Source organism: Psychromicrobium silvestre (assembly GCF_013408295.1).
Taxonomy (GTDB): domain Bacteria; phylum Actinomycetota; class Actinomycetes; order Actinomycetales; family Micrococcaceae; genus Renibacterium; species Renibacterium silvestre.
The window spans coordinates 1174100-1188368 of sequence record NZ_JACBYQ010000002.1; the positions used below are offsets into that span (position 1 = coordinate 1174100).

At 60.7% G+C, this 14269-nt stretch carries 16 protein-coding genes; 12 read left to right on the forward strand and 4 right to left on the reverse strand.

What is annotated here, in order from left to right; genetic code table 11:
- Nucleotides 1–36 precede the first annotated feature (36 nt).
- The 6 genes from FHU41_RS13395 (at nucleotide 37) to FHU41_RS13420 (ending at nucleotide 4810) form a co-directional block, all read left to right on the forward strand.
- Nucleotides 37–654, forward strand: coding sequence for a DUF4166 domain-containing protein (locus FHU41_RS13395; protein ID WP_179390118.1), 618 nt, complete (start codon nucleotides 37–39; stop codon nucleotides 652–654).
- Nucleotides 655–733: 79 nt separating this feature from the next.
- Nucleotides 734–1297: a hypothetical protein gene (locus tag FHU41_RS13400; RefSeq protein ID WP_179390119.1), complete on the forward strand. Its 564-nt coding sequence runs from the start codon at nucleotides 734–736 to the stop codon at nucleotides 1295–1297.
- 10 nt (nucleotides 1298–1307) lie between these two features.
- Nucleotides 1308–2165 carry an exodeoxyribonuclease III gene (locus tag FHU41_RS13405; protein WP_179390120.1) on the forward strand — a complete coding sequence of 286 codons (858 nt, stop codon included), beginning with the start codon at nucleotides 1308–1310 and terminating at the stop codon, nucleotides 2163–2165.
- A gap of 27 nt (nucleotides 2166–2192) precedes the next feature.
- Nucleotides 2193–3227: a tryptophan--tRNA ligase gene (trpS, locus tag FHU41_RS13410; RefSeq protein WP_179390121.1), complete on the forward strand. Its 1035-nt coding sequence runs from the start codon at nucleotides 2193–2195 to the stop codon at nucleotides 3225–3227.
- 7 nt (nucleotides 3228–3234) lie between these two features.
- The gene (locus tag FHU41_RS13415) at nucleotides 3235–3798 is read left to right on the forward strand and encodes a 2'-5' RNA ligase family protein (RefSeq protein WP_179390122.1); all 564 of its coding nucleotides are present in this window, start codon (nucleotides 3235–3237) and stop codon (nucleotides 3796–3798) included.
- On the forward strand, nucleotides 3722–4810 hold the full coding sequence (locus FHU41_RS13420; protein ID WP_179390123.1) for a YihY/virulence factor BrkB family protein: 1089 nt from the start codon (nucleotides 3722–3724) through the stop codon (nucleotides 4808–4810). Before FHU41_RS13415 ends, FHU41_RS13420 begins: the two co-directional genes overlap by 77 nt.
- Nucleotides 4811–4947: 137 nt before the next feature.
- Here the strand turns inward: FHU41_RS13420 and FHU41_RS13425 are convergent, their stop codons facing one another.
- Genes FHU41_RS13425 through sdhC form a run of 4 tightly spaced genes read right to left on the reverse strand, consistent with a single transcriptional unit; the run spans nucleotide 4948 to nucleotide 8433 of the window.
- Nucleotides 4948–5760 (reverse strand): succinate dehydrogenase iron-sulfur subunit, encoded by an 813-nt coding sequence (locus FHU41_RS13425; protein WP_179390124.1) that lies wholly within the window; start codon nucleotides 5758–5760, stop codon nucleotides 4948–4950.
- Nucleotides 5760–7523 carry a succinate dehydrogenase flavoprotein subunit gene (gene sdhA / locus FHU41_RS13430; RefSeq protein ID WP_179390125.1) on the reverse strand — a complete coding sequence of 588 codons (1764 nt, stop codon included), beginning with the start codon at nucleotides 7521–7523 and terminating at the stop codon, nucleotides 5760–5762. The genes FHU41_RS13425 and sdhA overlap by 1 nt, the downstream gene beginning before the upstream one ends.
- Nucleotides 7524–7565: 42 nt before the next feature.
- On the reverse strand, nucleotides 7566–8039 hold the full coding sequence (locus FHU41_RS13435) for a succinate dehydrogenase hydrophobic membrane anchor subunit (protein ID WP_179390126.1): 474 nt from the start codon (nucleotides 8037–8039) through the stop codon (nucleotides 7566–7568).
- A gap of 1 nt (nucleotide 8040) precedes the next feature.
- Nucleotides 8041–8433, reverse strand: coding sequence for a succinate dehydrogenase, cytochrome b556 subunit (sdhC, locus tag FHU41_RS13440; protein WP_179390127.1), 393 nt, complete (start codon nucleotides 8431–8433; stop codon nucleotides 8041–8043).
- Nucleotides 8434–8684: 251 nt separating this feature from the next.
- Between sdhC and FHU41_RS13445 the strand changes: the two genes are divergently transcribed.
- The 6 genes from FHU41_RS13445 (at nucleotide 8685) to FHU41_RS13470 (ending at nucleotide 14227) form a co-directional block, all read left to right on the forward strand.
- Entirely contained in the window at nucleotides 8685–9821 is a 1137-nt protein-coding gene (locus FHU41_RS13445; protein WP_179390128.1) for a mannose-1-phosphate guanylyltransferase, read from the forward strand.
- Nucleotides 9822–9981: 160 nt separating this feature from the next.
- On the forward strand, nucleotides 9982–11184 hold the full coding sequence (locus tag FHU41_RS13450; protein ID WP_179390129.1) for an amidohydrolase: 1203 nt from the start codon (nucleotides 9982–9984) through the stop codon (nucleotides 11182–11184).
- Nucleotides 11185–11271: 87 nt separating this feature from the next.
- The gene (locus FHU41_RS13455; protein WP_179390130.1) at nucleotides 11272–11706 is read left to right on the forward strand and encodes a MarR family winged helix-turn-helix transcriptional regulator; all 435 of its coding nucleotides are present in this window, start codon (nucleotides 11272–11274) and stop codon (nucleotides 11704–11706) included.
- Nucleotides 11707–11743: 37 nt separating this feature from the next.
- Nucleotides 11744–12172 (forward strand): organic hydroperoxide resistance protein, encoded by a 429-nt coding sequence (locus FHU41_RS13460; RefSeq protein WP_179390131.1) that lies wholly within the window; start codon nucleotides 11744–11746, stop codon nucleotides 12170–12172.
- Nucleotides 12169–13197, forward strand: coding sequence for an NADP-dependent oxidoreductase (locus FHU41_RS13465; protein ID WP_179390132.1), 1029 nt, complete (start codon nucleotides 12169–12171; stop codon nucleotides 13195–13197). Before FHU41_RS13460 ends, FHU41_RS13465 begins: the two co-directional genes overlap by 4 nt.
- The gene (locus FHU41_RS13470) at nucleotides 13190–14227 is read left to right on the forward strand and encodes an LLM class flavin-dependent oxidoreductase (RefSeq protein WP_179390133.1); all 1038 of its coding nucleotides are present in this window, start codon (nucleotides 13190–13192) and stop codon (nucleotides 14225–14227) included. The genes FHU41_RS13465 and FHU41_RS13470 overlap by 8 nt, the downstream gene beginning before the upstream one ends.
- The last annotated feature ends 42 nt before the right edge of the window (nucleotides 14228–14269 follow it).

The following is a 14269-nucleotide window of genomic DNA, read 5'->3' on the forward strand; positions in this document are numbered from 1 at the left end:
TCAAAAGCAGCAAGCTGCAAGACGTAGGCTCTCAGCATGAGTTCGGTATGGGAGCTAGTAGCCCCGCAACTGCTGACTGAATTGGAACCAGGGCTGGCACCCTATTTCGGCGAGATTCCGCCTGGGCGGATCGGTCGAGGTCAGGGGGTTTTTGCGTGCGTGGGTACCCCGCGACGGTGGCTCTGGCCGGTGCTCGTGGTACTGGCTAGGAACGGTGTGGTGTTTCCGGCGTGGGAACGAGAGGTGTCTTTTGAGGTGGAGAATAGGCCCGTTATTGATACCCGAGGCAGGGTGGCGATTTCGGCTCGGCGTATCTTTCACTTCCGTTCCGGCACGCGGGTTATGGTCGATGCCATTACAGCGGAGCGGGATGGCACCCTCAGCGATTATCTCGGTCATAACGGCAGGCTGATCGTCGCCCTGAACCCCACCTCCGAACAAGGCGGGCTAGTGCTCAGCAGCAAGACGCTTTGGCTGCGTCTCTTCGGTAGAAAACTCCGAATTCCCACCGCGATAGCGCCCAAGGTCTGCATTAGTGAACGCTTCGATTCGGAGTCTGGTCAGCAGCAGGTATCGATGCGTTTAGAGCAACCTCAGCTGGGATTGCTCTATGAATACTCCGGCCGATTCAGCTATCGGATCGTACCGAACTAAGGGCGAGAACCTGAGCACCAATCGTTCGCCCGGCGCGGAAGCGCCCCCACCTGCCCAGTTGCCCTGGGAGAATAGAAATATGTTCCCTTCAGGTGCCGAATCCACAAGTAACCGTCGCAGCCCCGGCCGCTGGGCCGCCGTCGGGCCTATTGTCCTGGCCGTGGTGTTCCTGGTGGCCCTGGTGATGGCCGCCAATAACAATACGGTGCTGGGCTGGTTCATTGTGGTGGTGGCCCTAGCTTGGCTGGTTCTGGCCACGCTGGTGTACGTCGGCGTCCACCGAGCCGCGCGATTCGGGGCCGATCAGATCCGCCGCGCCCAGTCCACCCTGCAGAAGAATCAGCAAGGCAGTACAGCCGACGACGGCGGAACCACCTTGGTGGACAGCGCACCGAGCGATGGGGTGCGAGATATGAAGCTTGATCATAGCTTCAAGATCGTTCAGGTGCAGGCCCGGGTTATTGCCGAGCAGCTCGCTGCCTCCGAAGCCGGTGGAGCGGCCAGTGCGGCCGCAAAAGAGAGCATCGAACGCGCCTTGGAGACCATTCAGATCACCGCGCACAACGGCCGCGACATGATCGGAGTGGATAAGAAAGAAGGTCCTGGCGAAGAACCGGTGACCGGCGTAGTGATCGACGGGTAGAGTTGACCGAGTGAGTACTCCAAGCCTTGAAAAAGCGAAGAACACCCTGCGGGTTGCCACCGTCAATGTGAACGGAATCCGTGCCTCCTTCCGCAAGGGAATGGCCGACTGGTTAGCCAGCCGCGATGTGGACATCCTCTGCCTGCAAGAGGTCCGGGCACCCGATTCCGTGGTGGAGGACTTCCTCGGAGAGGAATGGCACCTGCTGCTTGCCGAGGCGGAAGCCAAGGGCCGCGCTGGTGTGGCTATCGCCTCCCGCAAAGACTCCATTGAGCCAATCGCCACCCGGGTGGGCATCGGCGATGATTACTTCGCCACCTCCGGCCGCTGGGTTGAGGCCGATTACCGCTTGCCTGATGGCAAACAACTCACCGTGGTGAGCGCCTATGTGCACTCCGGCGAGGTAGATACCCCTAAGCAGGTCGATAAGTACCGCTTCTTAGACGTCATGGTGGAGAAACTTCCCGCCCTTGCCGCCGCCTCGGATTACGCCGTCATTGTCGGCGACCTGAACGTGGGGCACACCACCTTGGATATTAAGAACTGGAAGGGCAACGTCAAGAACGCCGGCTTCCTGCCCGAGGAACGCGCCTACTTCGACCGGTTCTTCAGCGCCGAAGGGGTCGAGGGTGGCCTGGACTGGGTTGACGTTCACCGCCAGCTCTCCGGCCCCGTGGAGGGACCGTACACCTGGTGGTCCCAGCGCGGCCAGGCGTTCGACAACGACACGGGCTGGCGGATCGATTACCAGATGGCTAACCCGGCGCTGGCTGCTACCGCGAGTTCAGCTGTGGTGGACCGGGCCGCCAGCTACGATGGCCGCTGGTCCGATCATGCCCCGCTCGTTGTCGATTACAGCATTCGCTGATCAGTCAAGGAAAGTCCGAACTCTCTGATGCCTCAGAACACTCCAGCCCGCATTCTTTCCGGAATGCAGCCCTCGGCCGATTCCCTGCACCTAGGAAATTACCTCGGGGCGCTGCTCAACTGGGTCCGGATGCAGGATGAGTATGATGCTTTCTTCTTCATCCCGGACCTGCACGCCATCACGGTGCCCCAGGATCCGGAGATCTTGGCCCGCCGGACCAGGATCACGGCCGCACAGTACATCGCGGGTGGCGTAGACGTTGAGAAGTGCACGCTCTTCGTGCAATCACACGTTCCGGAACACGCTCAGCTGGCCTGGGTTTTCAACTGCCTGACCGGCTTCGGTGAGGCTTCCCGGATGACCCAGTTCAAGGACAAAAGCCAGAAGCAAGGTGCCGATCACGCCAGCGTCGGCTTGTTCACCTACCCGATCTTGCAGGCCGCGGATATTCTCCTCTACAACCCGCAGCTAGTACCGGTGGGTGAGGATCAGCGTCAACACGTGGAGCTGAGCCGGGACCTGGCGCAGCGCTTCAACTCGAGGTTTGGCGAGACCTTTGTGGTGCCGCAGCCCGCCATCCAGAAGGACACCGCGAAGATCTACGATCTGCAGCACCCAAACGCCAAGATGAGTAAATCGGCGCAGTCCCCGGCGGGACTAGTGAATCTGCTGGATGATCCGAAGACGATCGCTAAACGGATCAAATCCGCGGTAACCGACGATGGCTCCGAGATTCGCTTCGACCGTGAATCCAAGCCGGGTATCTCCAATTTGCTGACCATCCAATCGGTTATCACCGGCACCCCGGTGGCTCAGTTGGAAACGGATTACCAGGGCAAGATGTATGGCCACCTCAAGGTGGAGTTGGCGGAGATCGTGGTGGAACGGCTCAGCCCTATCCGGCAACGCGTCGAAGAATTGCTCTCCGATCCTGCCGAACTGGACCGTTTGTTGGCGGTCGGCGCGGAGAAAGCGCGCGGCTTCGCGGCGGGCACCATCGACGAGGTTTACCGCAAGGTAGGCTTCCTGCCGGCCCGCGCGGCGGCGAAGGTCCAGGCCTGATCGCCCGATGACCGAGACCAGGGGGAGCGCGGCAACCGGCAGGAGCATCAGCTCTGTCGGTGTGGTGCTCGCGCTACCGGAACCCTATGCCTCTGAGCTGAGGCGTTGGCGAGCCTCCTTCGGGGATCCCTTGGCTGACGTCGTGCCAGCCCATATCACCTTGGTGACCAGCACCCCCACTGAAGACTGGCCCGCAGTATTGGAACATGTCCGGGCGGTGGCCGCTGATCAGCGAGAATTCCAGGTGACCTTGCAAGGAACCGGTGAATTTCGGCCCATTTCGCCCGTGGTGTATCTGAAAGTGGTTGAAGGCTTCGAGGACTGCGTAGAACTGCATGAGCGCCTGCAACGCGGCGTACTGGAGCGGGAGCTGTCCTTCCCGTTCCACCCGCACGTCACGGTGGCGCACGACGTTTCAGAACTTGGGCTGGACGAGGCTGCCGAGCGCCTAAGCGATTATCAAGCCAGCTTCCCAGTCCGAAGTATGGGACTCTATGAGCACGACGACGACGGCGTCTGGCAGCTACAGGAGGAGCTACGCTTTGGTGGCGGTACGGAAGAAGAAGGCTAGGCAAGCCCAAGCTGCCGATACGGCCGCTCCGGCTCCACAGGACCGGATCGAATTAGAACGCCGACTGCTTCTTGCCACGGTCAAGCTAGGCAAAGCCAGACGGGAAGCCAAGGGTTTCTTCCCGGTTTTGCTCACCCGTATCGGTCTGCTTCAGGCAAAGGCCAACCTGCTCCGCCCGGTGCGGGCGCTACAGCTCTATTCGCTGCGGCACGGTCCCCTGATGGCAGCGGGCTCCGCCTACAATATGTTCTTCTCGGTCGCGGCCATGCTGGTTGCGGGGTTCTCGATTTTCGGCCTGGTGGCGGCGGACAACAAGGATTTACAGGACTTTGTGGTGCAAACGGTGGCCAAATCCACTCCCGGACTTATCGACACCGGACAAGGCGGCTTGGCGAAACCGGACGATCTATTCGGTAGCGGCGGCGGTTTCGGCATTACCCTGATCGTTTCGCTGCTGACCCTGCTTTTTACTTCTCTGGGGTGGATCTCGGGGCTGCGAGAGGGGATTCGTGGCGTATTCGGCCTTGAAGCGGCCCAGGCCAACCCGGTGCTGCGGATCCTCAAGGATGCCGCGACGCTGATCGGTCTGGGGGTCGCGCTGCTGCTGACCTCGGCGATCGGGCTGGGGGCCGCCACCGTGTTGCAGGGGTTGTTGGGCTTGATTGGCTTGGACTCCTTTGCGGCGGCTGGCTGGTTGCTGTCCACGGTGGTGGCTCTACTGCTCGACTTTGTGGTGGCGATTGTCCTTTTTCGGGTGGCTTCCCAAGTGGAGATGCCCCGGGCAACGCTCTGGCAGACCGCCCTGATCGCCGCCGTGGGATCGACGTTGCTCCGCTGTCTCTCCGGTTTTCTGCTGGCGAATGTCGCCAGGAATCCTCTACTCGCGCCGTTCTCGGTGATCCTCGGCCTCTTTGTTTGGTTCTACTTACTGTCCCAGGTGTATCTGATTGCGGCCGGTTGGGGAGCGGTACGGGTCGAGGACCAAAAGCCAACTCAACGCCGTCGTGCATAACCCCCTCTTACCCGCTCCCTTAACCCAGTTGTCCCACTGAATGTTGCGGATGAGGCAGAAGTGAACCCGAAAGGTTCACATCCGTCACACCAGTCACATGCAGTGGGACAACTGGGTAAAGAAGAGGGAGGGGTGGATTAGATTTGGCGGCTGAGGATGGCTTGTTTGACCTCGGAGATGGCCTTGGTGACCTGAATGCCGCGGGGGCAAGCTTCCGAGCAGTTGAAGGTGGTCCGGCAGCGCCAGACGCCTTCCTTGTCATTGAGGATCTCCAGGCGCATATCCCCGGCATCATCGCGAGAATCGAAGATGAAGCGGTGCGCGTTCACGATTGCGGCCGGGCCGAAGTACTGTCCATCGGTCCAGAACACCGGGCAGCTTGAGGTGCAGGCCGCACACAGGATGCACTTGGTGGTGTCGTCAAAGCGCTCACGCTCTTCGGCGGACTGCAAGCGCTCCTTGGTGGGCTCGTGGCCCTTATTGATCAGGAAGGGCATGATCTCGCGGTAGGACTGGAAGAAGGGCTCCATATCCACGATCAAGTCTTTTTCCACCGGCAGGCCCTTAATCGGCTCAACCGTGATCGGCTTCTTGGTGTCGAGATCCTTCAGCAGGGTCTTGCAAGCCAAGCGGTTGCGGCCGTTGATCCGCATCGCATCCGAACCGCAGACACCGTGGGCGCAGGAACGGCGGAAGGACAGCGTGCCGTCGTGCTCCCATTTGACCTTATGCAGGGCATCTAGCACCCGGTCGGTGCCGTACATGGTGAGTTTCCACTCGTCCCAGTGCGCTTCTTCCCCATCGGGGCCGCCGGCCTCGGGGTTGTAGCGACGCACCCGCAGAGTGATGTCGAAGGTCGGAATCTCCCCGCCACCGCCAACGCTTGCGGGCAAGGTGACCTTAGACGCCGGCTCCGGAGCGGTCTCGGCGGTCTCGATTGTGCTTGTCATCAGTACTTCCTCACCATCGGCTCATAGCGGGTGAATACCACCGGTTTAGTGTCCAAACGGATCCCGGCGATGTGCTCGGATTCGGCCTTGTCATCCAAATAAGCCATTGAATGCTTCATGAATTTCTCGTCGTCACGGTCCGGGAAGTCCTCACGGAAGTGACCGCCACGGGATTCCTGACGGTGCAGCGCGGCGACGGTCATTACCTTGGCCAGCTCCAGCAGGAAGCCCAGCTCGATGGCCTCAAGTAGGTCCAGGTTGAAGCGCTTGCCCTTGTCCTGAACCGTGATCCGTGAGTAACGTTCTTCCAGCGCCGCAATATCGGCCAGCGCCTTATCCAGGGTCTCCGCGGAGCGGAACACCTGCATGTTCGCATCCATGGTGTCCTGCAGTTCCTTGCGGATCGCAGCCACTTTCTCGCCGCCGTCGGAAGTGCGGATGTGATCGAGCAGCGACAGCGTATAAGCCTCGGGATCTTCGGGAAGCTCAACGAAGTCAGCGGTCTTGGCATATTCAGCGGCGGCGATACCGGCCCGCTTGCCGAAGACATTGATATCCAGCAGGGAGTTGGTGCCCAGCCGGTTGGAGCCATGAACCGAAACGCAGGCGACCTCACCGGCGGCGTAGAGGCCCGGGATCACGGTGTCATTGTCCTGGAGGACCTCGGCGGTGATATTGGTCGGGATGCCGCCCATCGCGTAGTGCGCGGTGGGGAATACCGGTACCGGCTCGGTATAGGGCTCCACACCGAGGTAGGTACGGGCGAACTCGGTGATATCGGGCAGTTTTGCGTCGATATGCGCCGGCTCCAAGTGGGTCAGATCCAACAGCACGTAGTCCTTGTTCGGGCCGCAACCACGGCCTTCGCGGACTTCATTGGCCATCGAGCGAGCCACGATATCGCGCGGTGCCAGATCCTTAATGGTGGGAGCGTAGCGCTCCATAAAGCGCTCACCCTCCGAGTTACGCAGAATCGCGCCCTCGCCGCGGGCGGCTTCGGAAAGCAGAATGCCCAGACCAGCCAAGCCGGTCGGATGGAACTGGAAGAACTCCATATCTTCCAAGGGGATGCCGCGACGGAAGGCGATGGCCATGCCATCACCGGTCAGGGTGTGTGCGTTCGAGGTGGTCTTGAAAACCTTGCCAGCGCCGCCCGAAGCGAAGACCACGGATTTGGCCTGGAAGACATGCAATTCACCGGAAGCCAGGTCATAGGAAACCACACCAGCCACCCGCTTCTGACCATCGGCGTCCTCCACCGTGAGCAGGTCCAACACGTAGTACTCGTTGTAGAACTCAACCTGATGCTTGACGCAGTTTTGGTAGAGCGTCTGCAGAATCATGTGCCCGGTACGGTCAGCGGCGTAGCAGGCGCGACGCACGGGAGCCTTACCGTGATCACGGGTGTGACCACCGAAGCGGCGCTGGTCAATCCGGCCTTCTGGGGTCCGGTTGAAGGGCAGCCCCATCTTCTCCAGATCCAGTACCGCGTCGATAGCTTCTTTCGCCATCACCTCGGCGGCATCCTGATCAACCAGGTAGTCACCGCCCTTGACGGTATCGAAGGTGTGCCATTCCCAGTTGTCTTCTTCGACGTTAGCCAATGCCGCGCACATACCGCCCTGGGCTGCACCGGTGTGCGAGCGGGTGGGGTAGAGCTTGGTCAGCACAGCGGTTCGAGCGCGTTGACCGGATTCGATGGCAGCGCGCATACCGGCACCGCCGGCTCCGACAATCACCACATCGTACTTATGAACCTGCATGCAACCACTCCTTGAGAGGCAAAAAGAAAATCTGAGAGAAAATTAGGGGGCGGGGCAGAAGCTGCCCTGCAGCGGCACGCCGTCCGCTCCGACCGCGCAGGGATCGAAGGTGAAGATCACCAGGGTGCCCAGCGTGATAATGACCACGGTGGCGATGTACAGCACGGTCTTCAGGGTGATTCGGGTGCCGTTGCGTTCCGCGTAGTCATTGATGATGGTGCGCACGCCGTTGGTGCCATGCAGCATGGCGAGCCAGAGCATGAGTAGATCCCAGATCTGCCAGAACGGGCTGGACCACTTACCAGCCACGAAGCCGAAGTCGATGGCATGAACGCCCTCGCCGACCATTAGGTTGACGAAGAGGTGGCCAAAGATGAGCACTACCAGAACTACGCCGGAGAGCCGCATGAAGAGCCAGGCAAACATCTCGAACTTAGAGCCTGAACCCTTGTTCCGGCTGTATTTGACCTGCGATTTGCTCGCTTTCCCGCTACGGGGAGCTTCGATGGCGGTCATATTAGTGGCCTCCCCACAGTGGCGGGAGCACAATGCTCAATTGTCGGATCAGGAAGGGGACCATGGTGACGACCCACAGGCCGAGCACACCCCAAAGCAACTGACGCTGGTACTTGGGGCCCTTCTTCCAGAAGTCCACCAAGATAATCCGTAGGCCGTTGAAGGCATGGAAGACGATTGCGGCAACAAGTGCAGCCTCGCCCAGTCCCATCAGCGGATTCTTGTAGGTGCCGATTACGGCGTTGTAAGCCTCCGGTGAAACGCGTACCAAGGAGGTGTCCAGAACATGGACCAATAAGAAGAAGAAAATCACCACACCGGTGACTCGATGCCCCACCCAGGACCACATGCCTTCATGGCCGCGGTATAGGGTGCCAGCTGGTTTCGTCGGCACTGAATAAACCTCCTGGTAATGCACAGCAACATTTGTGCAAGGTGCTGCTCGCCTAAGCCAAATCTAGGCTTCGCTCACAGCTTACTCAACTTAGGCTTCCCTTTCTCTGTGCAGCAGGTCACAAGGCGCTAATTCTCGGCCCCAGGGCTGCCGGAGAGCCAAGTCAGGAAGTAGGACGGCGGTAATGGCCACTCGATTCAACCTTGGGAAATGCCGGGGTTCATGAGGCAAACAGGCTAAAGTAGTCCGCAATGACTTCCAACGATTTGAGCGACGAGCAGCAGACGGCGCTAGACCATTTCCATGCAGTGATTCCGGCTGGCGGGGTTGGTACCCGGCTTTGGCCGCTTTCCCGCGCCGCAGCCCCCAAGTTTTTGCATGACCTGACCGGCTCCGGCAGCACCTTACTCCGAGCCACCTATGACCGGCTGACACCCTTGGCGAGTGACCGCATGATGGTGGTGACCGGCGTCGCTCATCGCGAAGCGGTCTGCCGGCAGTTGCCCGAGGTGCCTGATTCTGAACTGGTTTTGGAGAGCGAGCCCAAGGATTCGGCCGCGGCCATTGGTTTGGCTGCCGCGATCCTTTACCGACGCGACCCGGAGATCATTATGGGGTCTTTTGCTGCCGACCATGTGATCAGTCCCGACTCGGTTTTCCAGTCCGCGGTGCACGAGGCGATCCTCACGGCCGCTACCGGGAAGATCGTGACCATCGGGATCACGCCCACACACGCCTCCACCGGTTTTGGGTATATCCGGACCGGCGCACCTCTGGAAGTCGCCGGCGCACCGAACGCTCACGCCGTCGTCGAGTTCGTCGAGAAACCGGATCAGGCAACCGCGGAGAAGTATCTCAAGAGCGGTGACTACAGCTGGAACGCCGGGATGTTCGTTGCCCCGGTGGCACTGCTGCTGCAACATCTGGCTGCGAATGAACCCGAATTGCATGCTGGCCTCACCGAGATCGCCGATGCTTGGGACACCGCCGAAAGAGATGAAGTGACCGCGCGGGTCTGGCCCACGTTGCCGAAGATCGCCATTGATTACGCTGTTGCCGAGCCGGCCGCCGCGGCGGGCGATGTGGCAGTGATTCCGGCGGCTTTCAGCTGGGACGACGTTGGCGATTTCGCTGCCATTGGCAGGCTCAACAGTGCCAATGAAGTGGATGATGTGACGGTTCTTGGCGATGGTGCCCGGGTCTTCACCGAGGATGCCTCGGGTGTGGTGGTGACCGATACCAAGCGAGTGATCGCGCTGATTGGCATTGACGACGTGGTGATCGTGGACACTCCCGACGCGCTTCTGGTAACAACGACGGCGCACGCCCAGCGAGTCAAGGCCGCGGTCGATGCACTCAAGGCCAATGGCGATATGGACGTACTCTAGCTTTTCTTGAGCGCGAGTTCGCGTCCTAGTCACCAATTCGCCCGTAAAACCCCGCGAATCCGAGAAGCGGAAGCGAACTCGCGCCTTGGGTGGGGCTTAGATGAACGCCCTGTTACGCAGCGGTATCGAGGAAGTGGCAGCCAGTCGCTAGAGTTTCGTTGTGCGCAATTACTCTCCGGAAACTGAATCGACCGAGTTGATCGGCCCCTGGCTGGAACCGCTGCTCGGCGAACTACTCGAATTCCGACGGGATTTGCACGCACACCCCGAGCTCTCCCGGCAGGAACACCGAACCACCGATAAGATCTCCGAGCGGCTCAGCGCCGCGGGCTTGGAGCCGCGCAGGCTCAAGGGCACCGGCGTGGTGGTGGATATCGGGGAAGGCCCGATTGCGACCGCGCTGCGCGGCGACATCGACGCGTTGCCGGTGATCGAGGAAACTGGCTTACCTTTCGCCTCCACTAATCACGGAGTGACGCACGCCTGCGGACACGATGTGCACACCACCACGATGCTCGGCATTGCCTTGGTGCTCTCCGAAATCCATCGGGATAGGCCGCTGGGTGCCACGATACGAATCATTTTCCAGCCTGCCGAGGAGACTCAGCCGGGCGGTGCGCTGGACTGCATTGCGCAAGATGTTCTGGTCGGAGTGCCGCGGATCATGGCCTTGCACTGTGACCCACGGATCGACGTCGGAAAGGTGGGTACCCGAATCGGAGCCATCACCTCCGCCTCGGACACCATTAAGATCGAGCTGACCGGCCGCGGCGGGCATACCTCTCGGCCGCATCTGACAGAAGATCTAGTTTTCGCGCTTGCCGAGATTGCTATTAATGTGCCTGCCGTACTGTCCCGCCGGATAGATGTGCGCAGCGGAGTCTCAGTGGTTTGGGGACAGATCCAGGCCGGAGCTGCGCCGAACGCGATCCCGGCAAATGGTTTCATGGCTGGCACCATGCGCTGCTTGGATCGGGATGCCTGGCATTCCGCGGGTGAGCTGCTCGACGAAGTGGTGCAGCAGGTTGCGGCCCCCTACGGCGTGGACGTGCATTTGGAACACATCCGCGGCGTTCCGCCGGTGGTCAACTCCGAGCACGAGACGGCGATTATTGAGGCTTCAGCCCGCGCCGAGTTGGGGGAGGACGCTGTGGTGCTGACGCCGCAGTCGATGGGCGGTGAGGACTTCGCCTGGTTCTTGCAGGATATTCCGGGTGCCATGATGCGGTTGGGGACGCACACCCCTGGCGGTGAGGTCTACGATCTACATCGCGGCGATTATGTGCTCAATGAAGACGCGCTGGCCAATGGCATCAGGGTGCTCGCGGCGGCAGCATTACGCACTATCGGCGAGCAGCACTAGGCGGCTTCCTCCTCTGAGCGAGGTTTTGCCTCATCGAGGTTTCACAATTAAGTTGTGCACAATTTAATTGTGGACTACGATCAAATCATGACGGAACGCCAAGCGCTCAAGAAGCAAACCTGCTTCGCGCTGTATTCGACCTCTCGGTCTTTTACCGCCGCCTATCGGCCGCTATTAGACTCACTCGGCCTGACCTACCCGCAATACCTGGTCCTGCTGTTGCTCTGGGAGCAAGATCAGGCAAGCGTCAACGAACTTGGCGAGGCCTTGCAGCTGGACTCTGGCACGCTCTCACCACTGCTCAAACGGATGGAAACGGCTGGTCTCATCAGGCGTCACCGGGCGGCCGAAGATGAGCGTCGGGTTCAAGTGGAACTGACCGACGACGGCGTAGCGCTCCATCAGCGAGTCACTTCCGTTCAGCAGGAGCTGGCTGCGAAAGCCGGAATCACGGCCGAGGAAGCGGAGCAACTCTGCCAAATCCTCGCGAAGCTCAATAATTCACTTCGCGACAATCTCTGAACACCTCAACTCTGAATCACTATCAAATAGGAGCATCATGAAAGTCCTCTACACCGCAGAAGCATTGGCCACCGGAGAAGGACGGGACGGGCAAGCCCGTACCTCGGACGGCAAGCTCGAGGTAAAGCTCGCTAGCCCGGTAGAACTCGGCGGTAACGGCGAGGGTACCAACCCGGAGCAGCTCTTCGCGGCCGGCTATGGCGCTTGTTTCCACTCCGCGCTGCGGGTGGTGGCCCGCCGTCAGAAGGCAGATGTGAGCGATTCAAGCGTCCGCGCCAAGGTGGACTTTGGTGCCAACGGCCAGGGTGGCTACGGATTGGGTGTACACCTTGAGGTTTCCTTGCCCAAAGTTGATGCAGCCACCGCTCAGGCTTTAGTCGAGGCCGCGCACCAGGTCTGCCCCTACTCCAATGCCACTCGCGGCAATATCGAGGTCGAGCTGACCGTGGTAGAGGCTGCCGCATGAGCTTGCCCACCAGCACCCGGCAATTCGAACTAGCCTCGCGTCCAGAAGGATGGCCGGTGGCCGAGAACTTCAGGTTCGCCGAGGCCGAGCTGCCCACCCTGAACGAAGGTGAAATTCTGGTCAAGAACCTCGCCGTCTCGGTGGATCCTTATATGCGCGGCCGGATGAACGATGTGAAATCGTATGTGCCGCCTTTCCAGCTCGATCAGCCGCTCGAAGGTGGCGCCGTGGGTGAGGTGCTGGCGAGCCGGGCTGCGGGCACCGAGCCGGGTGACGTCGTCGTTCACGGCTTGGGCTGGCGCGAGCACGCTGTGCTCCCGGCTCAGGCGGCGAAAAAAGTGGACCTTTCGCTGGCCCCGGCCACAGCTTATCTGGGCGCGCTCGGAATGACCGGGCTGACCGCCTATGCTGGTCTGCTCAAGGTTGCGGAGTTCAAGGCCGGGGACGTCGTCTTCGTCTCCGGCGCGGCTGGCGCGGTCGGCTCCCTGGTGGGCCAGATCGCTAAGCAATTGGGGGCTTCCCGGGTGATTGGCAGTGCGGGATCCCCGGAGAAGGTCGCCAAGTTGCTGAACCTGGGCTTCGATGCGGCTTTCAATTACCACGACGGCCCGGTGAAGGATCAGCTCAAGGCTGCCCTGGGCGATGAGCCCGGTATCGATGTTTACTTCGACAATGTTGGTGGTGAGCATCTGGAAGCGGCCATCTCGGCGCTGAATCCCTTCGGTCGAGTGGCGCTGTGCGGAGCGATTAGTCAGTACAACCTGGACCCCGCCTCCGGCAATGCGCCGAGCGGGCCACGCAACCTGGCTCTTGCCATTGGCAAACAGCTGAGCATCAAGGGCTTCATTGTGGGCTCCTACGCGCAGTACGCGGATGAATATGCGCAGTTCCTGGCCCCGCTGCTGGCAGCCGGGAAGATTCACTCCGAGGAAACGGTTGTGCACGGTATCGAGAACACCGCGCAGGCCTTCATCGATATGCTCGGCGGCGCCAATACCGGAAAGATGGTCATTTCCCTTGACTGACACTTCGCCTCACCCCCACGACAACTCAGTTCCACTGTCCGTTCTAGACCTGGCCAGTGTGGGGGTGGGGCGAAGTTCTGGCCAAGCGCTGCAAAGCTCGACGGCGCTCGCCCAGGCCGCGGATCGGCTCGGCTATGCGCGGTTCTGGGTAGCGGAGCACCACAATATGCCCGCCGTGGCCTCCACCAACCCGCCCGTGCTACTCGCTCATCTCGGCGCACACACCGAGCGGATCAAGCTCGGTTCCGGGGGAGTGATGCTGCCCAATCACGCGCCTTTGGTGGTGGCCGAGCAGTTTGCGCTGTTGGAGGCGCTGCATCCGGGCCGGATTGATTTGGGGATCGGTCGAGCGCCGGGCACCGATGGCCTAACCGCTCAAGCCTTACGGCGGCATACCGATGCCATGAGTATCGAGGACTTCCCACTGCACGTGATGGAGACCATGGCAATGCTTGGCGATGTGCGGCCCGAACTCATTGAAGCTCTAGGAACTCGCCAACCGCTTTCGGCCACCCCAAACGCCAGCTCCTATCCGGAGGTCTGGCTGCTCGGTTCCTCGGGCTACAGTGCCCAGATGGCAGGAATGCTGGGCTTGCGCTACAGCTACGCTCACCACTTTGCGCCCGACGCCCTGGCCGCCGTCGAACTTTACCGCCGTTCCTTCCAACCCTCGGCCGCGCTGGACAAGCCACATGTGATGATCGCAACCTCCGCGCTGATCGCCGAGACCGCCGAGCGAGCCGAATTCCTGGCCGGACCGAGCCGGGTACAGGCGCTCGCCCTGCGCAGCGGCATGCTCGGCCCGATTGTCACCCCGGAACAAGCCGCCGAACGGGGCTTCAGCGAGGCCGAGCTGGCCGCCATGGATCGACTTCCAGCGATCAAGGCCGTTGGCACGGCAGAAACTGTGGTGGCTCAATTGCGTTCGCTAGTAGAACAGACCGGTGCAGACGAATTAATGATCACCGGTTACACCTACGACCTCCAGGACCGCATCAACACTCTTGAGGCGCTGGCCCAGAACTGGTGAGCATTCCGGGCATCGTTGGTAACGAATTCCCAACGATGCCCG